Source organism: Antarcticimicrobium luteum (assembly GCF_004358185.1).
Taxonomy (GTDB): Bacteria; Pseudomonadota; Alphaproteobacteria; order Rhodobacterales; family Rhodobacteraceae; genus Antarcticimicrobium; species Antarcticimicrobium luteum.
Genome location: NZ_SMUV01000064.1, coordinates 25143 through 40354 on the forward strand (window position 1 = coordinate 25143; position 15212 = coordinate 40354).

General features: G+C 65.2%; 14 protein-coding genes. 2 read left to right on the forward strand and 12 right to left on the reverse strand.

The genetic code is table 11. The features are described from left to right. Nucleotides 1-7: 7 nt before the first annotated feature. The 8 genes from E1832_RS10275 to E1832_RS10310 all read right to left on the reverse strand — a co-directional run bounded on the left by E1832_RS10275 (nucleotide 8) and on the right by E1832_RS10310 (nucleotide 7790). Nucleotides 8-976 (reverse strand): type II secretion system F family protein, encoded by a 969-nt coding sequence (locus E1832_RS10275; RefSeq protein ID WP_133359663.1) that lies wholly within the window; start codon nucleotides 974-976, stop codon nucleotides 8-10. Beyond that, nucleotides 976-2430 (reverse strand): TadA family conjugal transfer-associated ATPase, encoded by a 1455-nt coding sequence (locus E1832_RS10280; protein ID WP_133359664.1) that lies wholly within the window; start codon nucleotides 2428-2430, stop codon nucleotides 976-978. Before E1832_RS10280 ends, E1832_RS10275 begins: the two co-directional genes overlap by 1 nt. A 23-nt stretch (nucleotides 2431-2453) precedes the next feature. Then, a complete protein-coding gene (locus tag E1832_RS10285; protein WP_133359665.1) occupies nucleotides 2454-3698 on the reverse strand; it encodes a CpaE/TadZ family protein in 1245 nt (414 codons plus the stop codon). Nucleotides 3699-3896: 198 nt separating this feature from the next. Beyond that, nucleotides 3897-4556 carry an OmpA family protein gene (locus E1832_RS10290; protein ID WP_133359666.1) on the reverse strand — a complete coding sequence of 220 codons (660 nt, stop codon included), beginning with the start codon at nucleotides 4554-4556 and terminating at the stop codon, nucleotides 3897-3899. Between the two features lie 16 nt (nucleotides 4557-4572). Then, entirely contained in the window at nucleotides 4573-5991 is a 1419-nt protein-coding gene (locus E1832_RS10295) for a type II and III secretion system protein family protein (protein WP_133359667.1), read from the reverse strand. A gap of 188 nt (nucleotides 5992-6179) precedes the next feature. Then, a complete protein-coding gene (cpaB, locus tag E1832_RS10300) occupies nucleotides 6180-7040 on the reverse strand; it encodes a Flp pilus assembly protein CpaB (RefSeq protein ID WP_133359668.1) in 861 nt (286 codons plus the stop codon). A gap of 140 nt (nucleotides 7041-7180) precedes the next feature. Further along, a complete protein-coding gene (locus tag E1832_RS10305; RefSeq protein WP_133359669.1) occupies nucleotides 7181-7360 on the reverse strand; it encodes a hypothetical protein in 180 nt (59 codons plus the stop codon). Nucleotides 7361-7607: 247 nt separating this feature from the next. Next, nucleotides 7608-7790 carry a hypothetical protein gene (locus E1832_RS10310; protein ID WP_133359670.1) on the reverse strand — a complete coding sequence of 61 codons (183 nt, stop codon included), beginning with the start codon at nucleotides 7788-7790 and terminating at the stop codon, nucleotides 7608-7610. Between the two features lie 354 nt (nucleotides 7791-8144). Between E1832_RS10310 and E1832_RS10315 the strand changes: the two genes are divergently transcribed. After that, a complete protein-coding gene (locus E1832_RS10315; RefSeq protein WP_133359671.1) occupies nucleotides 8145-8984 on the forward strand; it encodes a lytic transglycosylase domain-containing protein in 840 nt (279 codons plus the stop codon). Between the two features lie 74 nt (nucleotides 8985-9058). Here the strand turns inward: E1832_RS10315 and E1832_RS10320 are convergent, their stop codons facing one another. The 3 genes from E1832_RS10320 to topA form a co-directional block, all read right to left on the reverse strand. Further along, complete coding sequence (locus E1832_RS10320) at nucleotides 9059-9682, reverse strand: CoA transferase subunit B (protein ID WP_133359672.1); 624 nt, start codon at nucleotides 9680-9682, stop codon at nucleotides 9059-9061. A 3-nt stretch (nucleotides 9683-9685) separates the two neighbouring features. Continuing rightward, nucleotides 9686-10390: a CoA transferase subunit A gene (locus E1832_RS10325; protein WP_133359673.1), complete on the reverse strand. Its 705-nt coding sequence runs from the start codon at nucleotides 10388-10390 to the stop codon at nucleotides 9686-9688. A 343-nt stretch (nucleotides 10391-10733) separates the two neighbouring features. Continuing rightward, the gene (gene topA / locus E1832_RS10330) at nucleotides 10734-13310 is read right to left on the reverse strand and encodes a type I DNA topoisomerase (protein WP_133359674.1); all 2577 of its coding nucleotides are present in this window, start codon (nucleotides 13308-13310) and stop codon (nucleotides 10734-10736) included. 152 nt (nucleotides 13311-13462) lie between these two features. Here topA and E1832_RS10335 point away from each other — a divergent pair, with 152 nt between their 5' ends. Next, nucleotides 13463-13906: a hypothetical protein gene (locus E1832_RS10335; RefSeq protein WP_133359675.1), complete on the forward strand. Its 444-nt coding sequence runs from the start codon at nucleotides 13463-13465 to the stop codon at nucleotides 13904-13906. 14 nt (nucleotides 13907-13920) lie between these two features. Here E1832_RS10335 and dprA read toward each other — a convergent pair whose 3' ends face one another. Further along, complete coding sequence (dprA, locus tag E1832_RS10340; protein ID WP_133359676.1) at nucleotides 13921-15090, reverse strand: DNA-processing protein DprA; 1170 nt, start codon at nucleotides 15088-15090, stop codon at nucleotides 13921-13923. Nucleotides 15091-15212 lie beyond the last annotated feature (122 nt).

The following is a 15212-nucleotide window of genomic DNA, read 5'->3' on the forward strand; positions in this document are numbered from 1 at the left end:
CTGGCCCTCACACTTTGATATTGGTCAGAACCCGCATCACGATCAGGTTGGCGCCCAGCAGGATGCCAACGACGAAACAGGCGGGTATGAACCAGGGGTGATCGATCACCTCGTCGTAATAACCGGGATCCTGGAGCAGGATTCCCATCAGGCAGAGCAGGGGAAAGGCCGACAGGAACTTGCCCGACCACTGTGCCTCGGCGGTGATCGCCTTGACCCGGCGGAACAGGCGGAACCGGGCGCGGATCACCTTGGACAGACCGGCCAGAACCTCGGCCAGGTTGCCGCCGGATTGTTGCTGGATGGTCACCGCAACGGCGAGGAACCGCATGTCCTGCATGTCCAGCCGCTCGGCCATTTCCTTCAGCGCCTCGCTCACGTCGCGGCCATAGGCGGCCTCGTCGGCGATGATGCCGAATTCGGTGGCCAGCGGATCTTCGACCTCTTTCGCCACGATCTGGATCGCCGACGAGAACGGATGCCCCACCCGCAGGCTGCGCACCATCAGTTCGATCGCGTCGGGCAATTGCTCCTCGATCATCGACATGCGCTTCTTGGCCTTGCGGTTGATCCAGAAATAGACCCCGCCGACGCCGATCGCCGCCGAGGCCACGCCGCGGATCAGCGGGGTCGTCTCGGTTCCGACGGACAGAACCAGAAAGCTCAGCCCGGCCACCCCGGCCATGATCAGGACAAGCTGGCGCGGGGTGAAGGCAATGGCCGCCTTCTGCGCCTTGTCCGCGATCAGCGAATAGAGCGGGATCGACTGTGATTTCAGGTGCTGGCGCATCTCCTTGCGCAGCTGTTCCAGAACCTGTTCGCGCCCGGCGCCCTTGTCGAGCATGTCGAGCCGGCGGTTGACCTTGCTGTTGAGGCTGATCGACTTGCCGAAGGACACCAGGTAGAGCCCTTCGACAAGGGCCAGAACCGCGATGAAGATCAGGCCATAGATGATGACCTCTGCGCCCATCTGCATTACGACATCTCCATCGTGGTGGGTTCATAGATCGAGGCCGGCAGATCATAGCCCCACATGCGAAACCGTTCCGAGAAATGGCTGCGCACGCCGGTTGCGGTGAAATGGCCGATGATCTTGTTGTTCGGGCCGATGCCGACGCGCTGAAAGCGGAAGATCTCCTGCATCGAGATCACGTCGCCCTCCATGCCGGTGATCTCGGTGATCGAGGTCATGCGGCGCGAACCGTCCTGCAGCCGGCTGGCCTGCACCACCAGGTTGACGGCGCTGGCGATCTGGCTGCGCAGCGCCTTGATCGGCATCTCGATCCCGGCCATGGCGATCATGTTTTCCATCCGGCTGACCGCGTCGCGGGCCGAGTTGGCGTGGATCGTGGTCATCGACCCGTCGTGGCCGGTGTTCATCGCCTGCAACATGTCGATCACCTCGTCGCCGCGGGTCTCGCCGACGATGATGCGGTCGGGCCGCATCCTGAGCGCGTTCTTGAGGCAGTCGCGCGCGGTGACCTCACCCTTGCCTTCGACATTGGGCGGACGGCTTTCCATCCGGCCCACGTGGATCTGCTGGAGTTGCAGTTCCGCCGTGTCCTCGATGGTCAGGATGCGCTCGGAATTGCCGATGAAGCTCGAAAGCGCGTTGAGCGTCGTGGTCTTGCCCGAGCCGGTTCCGCCCGAGACGATGATGTTCAGCCGGGTTGCGACCGCGGCCTGGAGATAGGCGGCCATCTCTTCGGTGAAGGCGCCGAACCCCACAAGATCGTCGATCGCCAGCTTGTCCTTCTTGAATTTCCGGATCGACACCAGCGACCCGTCCACGGCGATCGGCGGCACCATCGCGTTGAAGCGCGAGCCGTCGGACAGGCGGGCGTCGACATAGGGGTTTGATTCATCGACGCGCCGGCCCACCGCCGAAACGATCTTGTCGATGATCCGCAGCAGATGCTTTTCATCCTTGAAGGTGACGTCGCTGAGCTGCAGCTTGCCGTTGCGTTCGATGAACACCTGACGCGGACCGTTGACGAGGATATCGCTGACCGTGTCGTCCCGCAGCAGCGTTTCGAGCGGACCCAGCCCGGTCACCTCGTCGTACAGCTCTTTGTTGAGCGTTTGCCGGTCCTCGCGGTTGAGAACGATATTCTTCTCTTCCAGGTGCTCGCTGGCGATCGAACTGATCTCGTTGCGCAAATCGGCCTCGGAGGCATGTTCGAGCGCGGAGAGGTTGAGATTTTCCAGCAGCGCCCGGTGCAGCTCCAGTTTGATCTCGCCCAGCCGCTCCTTGCGCTTGCGGTCGCGGTCCTCGGGGGCCGCGGTGGCGGCTGCGGTGGGCATCGGCTTGCGCAGCCGGGAAACAGGCTGTGCTGCCGGCTCGGCCTTGGGCGCGCGCGTTTTCAATTGGGTTACGGCCGGCCCGGACGCGGCGCCTTCGGTGGCATCTTTGCGGAACTTGGAAAACACGTTTAACTGCCCCCTTGTAAAACTCAGGCCGCCTCGGCCTCTTCCCGGCCCAGATCGTGAAGCGACTGGGCCAGTTTTGTGATTTCCCGGCGGAGCGGGTTCTTGCCGCAGGACATCGCCAGCGGCTGGCCATGGTCGCAGGCCTGGGTGATCGGTTTGCCGCCGTCCGGCATTTGCAGGTCGATGGAAATTCCCAGCGACTCGGCCATGCGGCGGACCCGGCTTTTACCGGAAAGATCGGTGAACTTGGGTGCCCGGTTCAGTGCGAAGCGCAGCTTGTTGAACGGCAGATCCTCGGATTGCAGGGCGCGTTTCAGCCGCAGCGTGTTCTGCGCCGAGCGCATGTCCAGCTCGATCATGGCGAAATAGACATGCGCCGCCTGCAAGGTGGTTTCCGACCATTGGATCACGGTCTTGGGCATGTCGATCACGACATAGTCGAAATGGCGCCGCGCCATGTCGATCACGCGCTGCACGTCCTCGGGCGTGATCAGGTCCAGCGGCACCATGTCGGCGGGCGCGGTCAGCACCTGTAGTTTGTCCTCGTAGGTCTGCAGCGCCTGGGCGAAAATGTCGTCATCCATGCCCTGGGTATCGGACAGCATGTCAAAGACGACCTCGCGGCGCGGCAGATCGAGATAGGTGGCAATCGAGCCAAACTGCAGATCGAGGTCGATCAGGCAGACGCCGGGGCCATCCTTGGCATCGACATTCGCCAGCTCCCAGGCGAGGTTGACGGCCATCGTGGTGGACCCGCTGCCGCCGGCCAGCCCGTGAACGACGATCACCGCGCCCTCTTTCTCGGACCCGGCGCTGAGCTGGGTTTGCGTCTGAGTCTGCTGCATGGTGGCGGGGACGGCGTTCCGGAGCTTGAGCCGGTCAATCGCCTCCTGCAATTCCTTCTCGGGCAGGGGATAGGGTACAAACTCGTCCGCGCCCCTGCGCAGAAGCTGGTGCAGCGAGGCCGGGGTAACGTCCTCGGCGATCAGGATGACGTTGATCCCGCGCGTCTTGGCCTGATTGATGATCTCGTCGAGCAGGACCAGGTTGTCCTCGTCCTCGCGGTCGATCGCCAGGGCGACAAATTCCAGCGAGTCAGCCTCGGGTTGCCCGAAAAAGGCCAGGGCCTCGGCAAATCCCAGGTCGCCCCAGTTCTCGCCCAGGGCGGCCTCCATGTCCTCGATCAGAAGATCGAAATTCTGAACGTCCCGGCTGATCGTGCAGGCGACGATTGGAGCGAATTCCGTTTGCACTTGAGCGCTGCCCATTGCCTCAATCCCTCATTCGGTGTCTGCCGGGCCATGCGTTCGGGCGGATCGTGGTGGTCATCGCCCGAGGCCGCGGCAGGCGACTCGGTCAAGTCGCACAAATCCCATGCTCGGCAATGTCGGCGACAATCTGGGCGAGATTTGGGCCAAAAAACTCCAATTGTAGGGAGTCAGTGGACGATCCCTCGGAGCCCTGCCTTATTGTCCGGAACTCAGCAATGAATTGGTGTCGGAAAGAGTCGTGGCCGGGACCGCGCTTGCGACATATTCGCGGTAGACCACTTGGGCATATTTCCCATCCAGAACAGTGGGATGGCGTTTGAGAAAGCCCGAAACCTCGGTCACCGTGCGGCGATTGCGCCGCTCGCGGCCCTGGGTCACGATCAGCGGCTGGGTTTCGCCGTAGGAAACCACCGCCTCGAGCCGCGCCCGGCTGATGCCGCGGCTGGATAGATAGGCGACCGCCGCATTGGCGCGGCGCTGGCCCAGCTGGCGGTTATAGGCGGTCGAGCCGACCGCATCTGTGTGGCCATAGACGCGGAAGCGGACCTCGGGGAACTGGCGGATCCAGTCGGCCTGGCGGTCCAGCACCGCCCGCGCGGCGGCGTCGAGCTGAGCGCTGTCAAAGGCGAACGTGATGGTGCTGGGCACCTCCTCGGCAAAGCGGTTGGCGAGGCTGACGACGTAATCCAATTCGCCGTTCATGATCATGGTGTTGTGCATGGTGGCGTTACCGAACAGGCCGGTATCGGTCTGTGCGCCCGCTTCGCGCAGGAAACTGTTTGGCACCGGGCCCCAGGTCTGGCCGCAGGCGCCCAGCGCCAGCGTCAGTCCGAGACCTGCGATCAGCTTGTTCATGCCGGTCTTCTCCCGCTCAATCCATCACATATCCATAGGAGCCGCTGAAGTCCTGCTTGGCGACTTCGCTGGCGGCGCCGCGCGGCAACCGTTCGGTCGATCCGGTGCGCCCGAACAGGAACAGATCGCTTTCGGTGGGCGGCTTGACCCGGTCGGTGGGCAGCGCAAGCGCCTCGCCCCTGGTCGGGGTCACCAGATGCGCGGTGACGATGATCACAAGTTCGGTCTGGCTGCGCTGGTAGTCCGAGCTGCGGAACAGCGTGCCCAGAACCGGCACATCGCCCAGCCAGGGCAGTTGCGCGGCATTGTCCAGGAAGTTGTCCTGGATCAGCCCGGCGATGGCAAAGCTTTCGCCGTCGCGCATCTCCACCGTGGTCGAGGTTTCGCGGCGCGAAAAGGCGCTGATGTCAAAGCCGTTGACGGAGATGCTGTTGGCGGTGTCGATCGCCGAGACCGCAGCCTTGAGCTCCAGATTGATCAGATCGCCGTCTACCACCCGCGGGACAAAGGCCAGCTCGATCCCGAAGGGTTTGAATTCGACTGTATAAACGCCGTCCTGCTGCGCCACCGGGATCGGGTACTCGCCGCCGGCGAGGAATTTCGCCTCCTGCCCGGAGAGGGCCGAGAGGTTGGGCTCGGCCAGCGTGCGCACGACACCCTTCTGTTCCAGCGCCTCAAGCAGCAGATTGACCTGGAAGGCGCCGGCGTTGAAGCCGAACACCACCGCCCCGGCATTGTCGTTCGCGGTCGGAATGTTGCCGGCCAGGGAATTGGACAGCGAGGTCTGGTTGCCCAGCGTGCCGGTGCCGCCGGTGACGCCGAAATTGCTGCCGCCGGTGATCCCGAGAGAAGAACTCAGAGATTTCGAGACGTTACGCTGCATCTCGGCAAAGCGGACCTTGAGCATCACCTGCTGCACGCCGCCGACGCTCATCAGGTTGGAGACACGTTCGGGCGCATAACGTTCGGCCAGGTCCAGCGCCCGTTGCAGGCGCTGCGCGCTCGACACCGTGCCCGACAGGACGATGCCGTCATTGGCGGTGCGCACCTCGATCTTTTCGCCGGGCAGGATCTGGCGCAGCCGCTCCTTGAATTCTGTGACGTCGGCCGCGACCTTGACCTCGACATTGGTGATCAGCCGTCCGCCTGCGTCGAGCAGGGTCAGCGTGGTCATGCCGGGTGACTTGCCCAGCACATAAATCGTGCTGTCCGACAGCGAGGAGATGTCGGCGATGCCGGGATTGGCGATACTCAGTTCGGAAAAGGGGACGTCACTCTCGACCACCACGGCGCGGTTCATCGGAACGTCCAGGGTCGACGCGGTGCCCTTTTTGACGACCCGCAGTATCTCGGCCTGCACCGGAGCAACGGCGGCGGGCAAACAGCCCAGCGCCAGCCCCACCAGGGCGGCCTTCATCCAATGGTTCAATGCCATGTGACCTGCCTCTCCGATCACGCCTCGGTCCCGGGTCTTGCCGCCCGATCCTTCGATGCAGTCTGCGGCATACGGGAATTTTTTTCAAGAATCAATGATTTCCACCCGCTGCTTTATGTGGATAAGACGCAACAGAAGGGGGCGGCCCAGAGATTCGGGCCGCCCGATCCGTTGGAAAAGGGCCGGTTTCAGTTCGTGCAAGGGATCGGAATGTCCACCACCTCGGAGCCCCGACGGGTGCGGATGGTGCAGACCTCGGGCTTTTGGGTGATCGGCGCCGGCACCTCGTCCTCCAGGCCGAGCAGGGCGCGCTGGTCCACCTCGATGGGATCGACGATGGCATCGTCGTCCTCGATTCCGACCAGAGCCAGAGACAGCCGTCCTGTGGTCTGGGCCTGGGCCAGCGCCGCGACCTGTTCGGGGCGCACCGAGACGGTGACCGTGCGTGCGATTGTGGTGCTTTCCACGTCTTCACTGGTGGTCTGGTCCACCGCGATCAGCTGAACGCCGGATTCGATCAGGCGGGTCACCTCGCCGCGCGCGCCGACCACCGTGTCGCTGATCGAGCCGGTCCAGTAGACGTCGACCCGGTCGCCCGGCCGCAGGAAGCCTGACACGCCCGAGGCCACGTCGACGCGGATCGCAAAGGCGCGCATGCCGCGCTCCAGCTGAGACGTCAGCCCGGCCCCCTGGCCCGGCTTGGTCACCTTGACCGCCAGAATCGCCTCGTCCTTTTCCATCGCGCGCAGAACCACGCGGGACTTGTCGGGATCATCCGGGATAAGCGATTCCAGCTCGGTAAAGGCGCCTTCGGGGATCGCGTTCTGCGGCCAGCGTACCTTGCGCACGCTGTCCTTTGTCAGTTGCTCGCCATAGCGCAGCGGGCCGGTGGCGACATAGACATCGGCGGTGGGAACCACCTTTTCGCGTGTGGCACGTTCCTGTTCCAGCGCCTGCTGGTAATCAGCGATATAGTTCCTGGCCATCATCACCGCACCGCCCGCCAGGGCGACGCCAAGGACCAGAACGAGACCGAAAACTGCGCGCATGACAAAACCTTTCACCGATGGCCCGGTCCGGTCGCAGCCGGGCGGGCGCTCTGTCGTCTGGTTACATTCTAGTCAGGGAATGTGGCAAAATCGGGGAGACGGCTTGCCCCGCCCGCGGCCATTTTCCGGCCCTTCCCGGATCACTCGAAATCGGTGGTGGACAGTGTCTCGCCGACCGAGGAGCCCAGACCGTTCGTGACTTCGTTCATCGTGATAATGACCGCAGCGGCCAGACCGGCGACCAAGGCAGTCAGAACCACCCAGTCCACGGTGATGGCGCCGCTTTCGTCCTTGCGGAAACTGACGATGCGCTTCCTCATGATGGCTTACTCCTATGGGGCGGCAACGTGCCATCGGTGGCCTGCCGCCTGTTCCCGGCGCGCCGCCGGAACTTGCGCCGGCAATCGGTGCCGGAGGCGCCACCGGCTGGACGGCGCGAGAATCGCGGGCGGAACCCGTGATCCAAGTCGCATGGCCCCGATGCCGGGGGCGTCCTTACTCGTCAACAAAAACGCCGTGCCCCGAGGCGGAGCACGGCATTCGCACGTGAAGTCGCCGAAGCGCCTATCAGTCTGTCGGCGCCTTGCCTTCGATGTAGCTGCTGGTCGAGGTGGTCAGCTTGTCGGTGCCGCCTTTGATCGAGGTATAGGCGGCGCCGGCCAGGGCGACGACCGCGGCGGTCAGCACAACCCAGTCGACAGTCACAGCACCGGCTTCGCTCTCGCGGAATTTCTTGAAAAGTTTGATCATGGTTGGTCCCTCCAAAGGATCTCGCGTTTTAATCTTTAACCTCGTCGTCGTATGGAACCTTGCTCTCTCATCGGCCCCGTCCGTCGTGGTATGGGCCCATATAGCCTGAGGGTCGTGGCAGGAATTGGGCCAAAAGGCGGATTTTTCGGTGCAGCGTAGTTAAGATATTATTTACCTCTTAATGCACTGAAAACATAAGAAGATCATTCAGGCCTGCCCGGGTCCGCCTGGCCGTGCCGATGCAAATCGGAACCAAATTGGGCAAAAATGACAAAATTCGCCCGGAATTTCTGGCCCCGGCGGCGGTTTTGCCCGAGACTCCCGGACAAACAACGAGAGTCACGAGGCGAGCAGATGCGGCTCCGAGTCATCGCTGCGGCGGCGACCCTTGCATTGGGGGGGCTCGCCGCCCGGGTCGAGGCGGAAGCGCCGACGGCTTTTCCGGATTTCCAGGCCAAGCGGGTCCGGCCGCCGGGCGCCGGCGCCATGCGCCGGATCACCGTGCAGATCGACCCGGAGGAGCAGGCGGCGGCCCTGCGCGCCGCGCCGGCGGCGGCCGCGGAAAACGCCGCACCCACGCCGCAGACCGCGCCTGATGCCGGGGCCGCGCCCGGCCGCTACAGCTGGTTCTGGGAGGCGGTCTCGCCCGACCTGGCGCAGTCCAGCCCGGGGCGGCTGCAGGAGGCGCTGCACTTGCTGAGCGGCGCGCAAAAGGTTGCGGCCCCGCGTCTGCAGGCGTTGCAGGAGATCGCCCGCGCCCGCGGCATCCCGATCCTCAAGGCGACGGTGGGCACCCGGGTTTCCCCGGCGCTGGTGCTGGCGGTGATCGCGGTGGAATCGGGCGGCCGGCCGGATGCGGTCAGCGGCGCCGGCGCGCAGGGGCTGATGCAGCTGATGCCCGACACCGCCACCCGCTTCGGTGTGGCCGACAGCCTCGCCCCGGAAGAGAACATCGCCGGCGGCGTCAAATACCTCGACTGGCTGATGGAAAAATTCGGCAACGACCCGATCCTGGTGCTGGCCGGTTACAACGCGGGCGCGGGCGCAGTGCGCGATCACGCCGGGGTGCCGCCCTATGCCGAGACCCGCGACTATGTGCCCAAGGTTTTGGCAGCGTTCCAGGTGGCGCGCGGGCTGTGCCTGACGCCGCCCGAGCTGATCTCGGACGGGTGCGTCTTTGCCGCGCTGAACTGAGCGGCGGCGCGGGCCGCGGCCGTGTGCGCGGGCCGAAAGAAAACGCCCCGGCGCGGCGGCCGGGGCGAAAGGGCTCACACGATGGTGGCCTCGGTCGAGGCGACCATCTCCTCATGGGTCACGCCCGGGGCCAACTCGACGATGTGCAGCCCCTTGTGATCCACGTCCAGCACACCGAGGTTGGTGATGATGCGGTCGACCACGCCCTTGCCGGTCAGCGGCAGCGTGCATTCCTTCAGCACCTTGCTTTCGCCGGCCTTGTTGGTGTGGTCCATCACCACGATCACGCGGCCGACACCCGCGACCAGGTCCATGGCGCCGCCCATGCCCTTGACCAGCTTGCCGGGGATCATCCAGTTGGCCAGATCGCCCCTTTCGCTGACTTCCATCGCGCCGAGGATCGCCGCGGCGATCTTGCCGCCGCGGATCATCCCGAAGGAGGTGGCGCTGTCGAAATAGGCGGTGCGCGGCAACTCGGTGATGGTCTGCTTGCCGGCGTTGATCAGGTCGGGATCCTCTTCGCCCTCATAGGGGAAGGGGCCCATGCCCAGCATGCCGTTTTCCGATTGAAGCGTGATGTCCTTGTCACCGACATAGTTCGCCACCAGCGTCGGAATGCCGATGCCGAGGTTCACATACATGCCGTCTTCCAGTTCCTGCGCGGCGCGCTCGGCCATTTGGTTGCGGTCCCATGCCATGGATCAAGCCTCCTCACGCTTGCGGGTGGTGCGCTGTTCGATACGCTTTTCGTGCTCGCCCTGGACGATGCGGTGCACATAGACGCCGGGCAGGTGGATGGTGTCGGGGTCCAGCTCGCCGGGTTCGACGATCTCCTCGACCTCGACGACGCAGATCTTGCCGCACATCGCCGCCGGCGGGTTGAAGTTGCGGGCGGTCTTGCGGAACACCAGGTTGCCGGTGGTGTCGGCCTTCCATGCCTTGACGATGGAGAGATCGGCAAAGATCCCGCGCTCAAGGATGTACTCTTGGCCGTCGAATTCCTTGACCTCCTTGCCCTCGGCGATCACCGTGCCGACCCCTGTCTTGGTGTAGAACCCGGGGATGCCGGCGCCACCGGCGCGCATGCGCTCGGCCAGGGTGCCCTGCGGGTTGAATTCCAGCTCCAGCTCACCGGACAGGTACTGGCGCATGAATTCGGCGTTCTCGCCCACGTAGGAGGACATCATTCTTTTGACCTGCTTGGTCTGCAGCAGCACGCCCAGCCCGAAGTCGTCGACACCGGCATTGTTCGAGGCGACAGTCAGATCCCTGGTCCCCGCGTCGCGGATCGCGGCGATCAGCAGTTCGGGAATGCCGCAGAGGCCGAAACCACCCGCGGCGATCAGCATGCCGTCGAACAGGACACCGTCGAGCGCCGCGGCGGCGTTGGGGTATATTTTATTCATGGATCACTCCTCAAACCCAGGTTGCGGCAATCACTGCCGGGGGGCGGCGCAAGAGTCAATGATCCGCCCCCGGACCTCCCCCGTTCGCGTGCCCGCTTGGCGTGGCTTTAGCCCAGGCAGGCCCATCGGGCCAATACGTAGAAATACGGGGGGGCAGGGGGCGCGTGGGCTTGCTGTCCCCTGGCCCGGAGCACGGCGTGAATTCGCCCGGCGCCCGGCGCCCGTCGCCCGCCGCGCCAGGGGCCGGTGTCGGAGATGACTCAAGAGCCCCCGCGCCGCCCCCAAAAGGAAAACGCGCCGCCAAGGCGACGCGCAATCCGCAGCATTTCCGGCGCAGGGTCTGTTATTCGCCCGCCGCCGGTTTCTTCGGTGCCGCCGTCTTTTTGGCGATGGTCTTTTTGGTGGCGGTTTTCTTTGCCGGGGCCTTGCGGGCCGGCTTTTTCTTGGCCGTCTTCTCGGCGATCAACGCGACCGCCTGTTCCATCGTCAGGTCCGCCGGCTCGGTCTCCTTGGGCAGGGTGGCGTTGACCTTGCCCCATTTGACATATGGCCCGTAGCGGCCCTCCATCACGTTCACCGGGCCGGTCTCGGTGGGATGTTCGCCCAGCTCCTTCAGCGGTTTCGCCGCCGCGCCGCGCCCGCCGCGCGCGGCCTTCTTGGCCAGTTCGTCCACCGCGCGGTTGATGCCGATGGTAAAGACGTCGTCCACCTCCTTGAGGTTGGCATAGGTCTTGCCGTGTTTCACGTAAGGCCCGTAGCGGCCGATCGCGGCCTCGATCATCTCGCCATCCTCGGGGTGCGGACCGATCTCGCGCGGCAGGTTCAGCAGCATCAGTGCCTTGTCCAGATCGACCTGGTCCAGCTCCCACCCTTTGGGGATCGAAGCGCGCGGCGGTTTCGGCACCTCTTCGGTGGCTTCGCCGCGCTGCACATAGGGGCCGAAGCGCCCCTTGCGCAGGCTGATCGCCTCATCGTTGTCATAGCCCAGCAGCTTGCCGTCCGGGCCGATCTCGTCGCCCTCCATCCCCGGCGGGCCGAAGGGACGGGTATAGCGGCACTCGGGATAGTTCGAACAGCCGATGAAGGCGCCGCCGGAGCGCGCGGTGCGCATGCTCAGCCGGCCCTTGCCGCAGTTGGGGCACAGGCGCGGGTCGCCGCCGTCCTCCGTCGGCGGGAACAGATGCGGCTCCAGCACCTCGTTGATCTTTTCCAGAACATCGGTGATCCGCAGCTCCGATGTCTCGGCGATCGCGGCGGAGAAATCGCGCCAGAACCGCGCCAGCACATCCTTGTAGTCGGCCTCGCCGGCGCTGACGTGGTCCAGTTCGTCCTCAAGCTGGGCGGTGAAGTCATACCCCACGTACTTGCGGAAATAGTTCTGCAAAAAGGCGATCACCAGCCGCCCCTTGTCCTCGGGGATCAGGCGGTTCTTGTCCTTGCGGACATAGCCGCGGTCCTGGATCGTGGTAACGATGCTGGCGTAGGTCGAGGGGCGGCCGATGCCCAGCTCTTCCATCTTCTTGACCAGCGTCGCTTCGGTATAGCGCGGCGGCGGCTGGGTGAAATGCTGCTCGGGCGTCACGCCGCGCTTTTCCGCCGGCTCGCCCTGCATGATCTGCGGCAGGCGCTTGTCGTCCTCGTCGGTAACGTCGTCGCGCCCTTCTTCATAGACCCGCAGAAAGCCGTCGAACAGAAGCACCTGTCCGGTGGCGCGCAGCCCGACCTGGCCGTCTGCGCTGGCGATCTCGACCGTGGTGCGCTCCAGCCGGGCAGCCTCCATCTGGCTGGCGAGCGTCCGCTTCCAGATCAGGTCGTAAAGCTTGCGCTGATCCGCCTCCGTGACCTTCAGCGCCTCGGCGTCGCGGGTCATCTCGGTGGGGCGGATGCACTCGTGCGCCTCCTGTGCGTTCTTGGCCTTGTTCTTGTAGATGCGTGGGCTGCCGGGAACGTATTCGGCGCCATAGCGGTCCGTGATCGCCTCGCGCGCCGCGGTGACCGCCTCGGGCGCCATGTCGATGCCATCGGTCCGCATATAGGTGATATAGCCCGCCTCATAAAGCCGCTGCGCCGCGCTCATCGTCTGGCGCGCGCCCATGCCGAACTTGCGGCTGGCCTCCTGCTGCAGGGTCGAGGTCATGAACGGCGGCGAGGGATTGCGGCTCGCCGGTTTGGCCTCGACGCTGGCCACGCTCAGATCGCGGCTGCTGATCGCCTGTACCGCCAGCTCCGCCTGGGTGCCGTTCTCGATGTCGTATTTGTCGAGCTTCCGGCCCGCCAAAATCGTCAACCGGGCCTCGAACTCCTGACCGCGCGGGGTAACAAGCACCGCCTTGACCGACCAGTATTCACGCGGATTGAAGGCCTCGATCTCCATCTCGCGCTCGACGATCAGCCGCAGGCAGACCGATTGCACACGACCGGCCGACTTGGCGCCGGGCAGCTTGCGCCAGAGCACGGGGGAGAGGTTGAAGCCGACCAGGTAATCCAGCGCGCGGCGCGCCAGATAGGCCTCGACCAGCGGCGCATCGACATCGCGCGGATGCTTCATCGCCTCGGTCACCGCGTCCTTGGTGATGGCGTTGAAAGTGACCCGCGACACCGCCGTGTCCTTCTTGATCGATTTGCGCTTGGTCAACGCCTCCTGCAGGTGCCAGCTGATCGCCTCGCCCTCGCGGTCGGGGTCGGTGGCGAGGATCAGCGCGTTGTCTTCTTTCAGGGCATCCGCGATCGCCTTGACATGTTTTCGGCTGTCGGCGGCGATTTCCCATTTCATGTCGAAATCGTGCTCGGGGTCGACCGATCCGTCCTTGGGCGGCAGGTCGCGCACATGCCCGTAGGACGCCAGAACGGTGTAGTTGGGGCCGAGATATTTGTTGATCGTTTTTGCTTTGGCTGGGGATTCGACAACAACTACGGGCATTTAGGGGAAAACCTCTCGCGACTAAATCGGCGTTTTCTATGGCGGGCCACCATGTGGGGTGCAAGAGCAGATTGTCAATCCGCGCCGTTTCGGCACAGGATAACCCGGGCGGAGCACAGGCGATTCCGTCATTTACCAAGGGAAAATGGGCAATGCTGCGCGCCGCACTCGTAATGGTTTTGCTGCTGGCCGGGCCGCTTTCGGCGCAGGGCTGGCAGGAGCCGCAGCGGGGCACCGCCCTGCGCGCGGCGCTGATGGACGCGCTGCGCCCGCATGCGGAATGGCTGCTGGGCGCGCCGGTGCAGTTCGTGGTCCACGATCTGCGGGTCAGTGGCGATCTGGCCTTCGCCTCGGTCTCTCCTCAACGCCCCGGCGGCGGCGAGATATCACTCTGGCGGAGCCCCGGATATGCGCGCGGTGAGCTGCATCCCGAGGGGATGGAGGGCGGCGCGACGATGCAGGCTCTCTATGTCAGGTCGGGTCAGACCTGGGTGGCGGTTCATTGGGCGATGGGCGCCTCGGACGTCTGGTACGCCTACGGTCCGATCTGCGCCATCTGGCGCCGGGTGATCCCCGAGGCCTGTCAGGGGATGTAGCGCCGCAGGGCGGTTCAGGGCGACCGTGACACCAGCCCGCCGGCCTGACGCGTAATCTTGCCCTCCAGTTCCAGATCGACCAGCGCCGGGGCCACCTGGCCGGCAGGCGCAGCCAGATCGCGGATCAGCTGATCCTCGGCCAGCGGCGAGGGGCCGAGCCGCGACAGGATCTTCTGGTGGAGCTGCGCGGTCTCGCGCAGGCTGCGTTTGTCGGGCGGCGGAGTGGGGGGAGTGGGGATGCGATCGCGCAATTCCGGCTGTGCCGGGGCGGTCCCGGCGGCCTCGGTTGCCTCGGGCGGCAGCGCGGCGATGACATCGGCGCCGCCGCGCACCAGCACCGCGCCGTCGCGGATCAGCATGTTGCAGCCGGCCGCGCGGGCGTCGAACGGGTGGCCGGGCACCGCCAGCACCTCGCGTCCCTGATCCAGCGCATCGCGGGCGGTGATCAGGCTGCCCGAACGGGCGGCGGCCTCGACCACCACCACCGCGCGGGCCAGCCCGGAAATGATCCGGTTGCGGCGCGGGAAATGCCGCGCCTGCGGCGCCACGCCCATCGGCTGCTCGGACAACAGCAGCCCGCGCCGGACTATGTCGGCGGCCAGACCGGCGTTTTCCGGCGGGTAGATCACGTCGACACCGCCCGCCAGCACCGCAATGGTGCCGGTATCGAGCGCGGCCAGATGCGCCGCCGCGTCCACCCCGCGCGCCAGCCCGGAGGCGACGACATAGCCCTGGTGGCCAAGCTCGCGCGCCAGCGCCCGCGCCATCCGGGTGCCGAGAGAGGAGGCATTGCGCGCGCCGACCAGTGCCACCGACGGGCGGTCGAGCAGCGCCGGATCGCCCACCGCCCAGAGCATCGGCGGGGCGTCGCCAATCCGCGCCAGCGCCGCCGGATAGGCCGCCTCGCCAATGCAGATCAGCTGCGCCCCGGCGGCGCGGGCGGCGGTCAACTCGGCCTCGATGCGCGCGGCGGGGCAGGGGGTATAGCGATCCAGACCGGCGGCGCGAGCGAGTTCCGGCAGCGCCTCGAGCGCGCGCCGGGCGCTGCCGTGTTCACCCATCATCCGGTAGAATGTCGAGGTTCCCACCCGGTAGGAGCGAAGCAGACGGAGCCAATCGAACCGGTCACCTTCCGAGGTGGGTGGGAGTGGTGGGTGGGTGGAAGATTGCTGCGCTTCGGTCATCCAACGCTCCGCCTGCTTACGGAGACGTTTGTAGGGGGCGCACAGTTAACAGGCGGTGAATCGTGGCGAAAATGTGGCAGTTGCGCCGCAAAATCGCCCGATTTCACTCTGGTCCCAGCCTT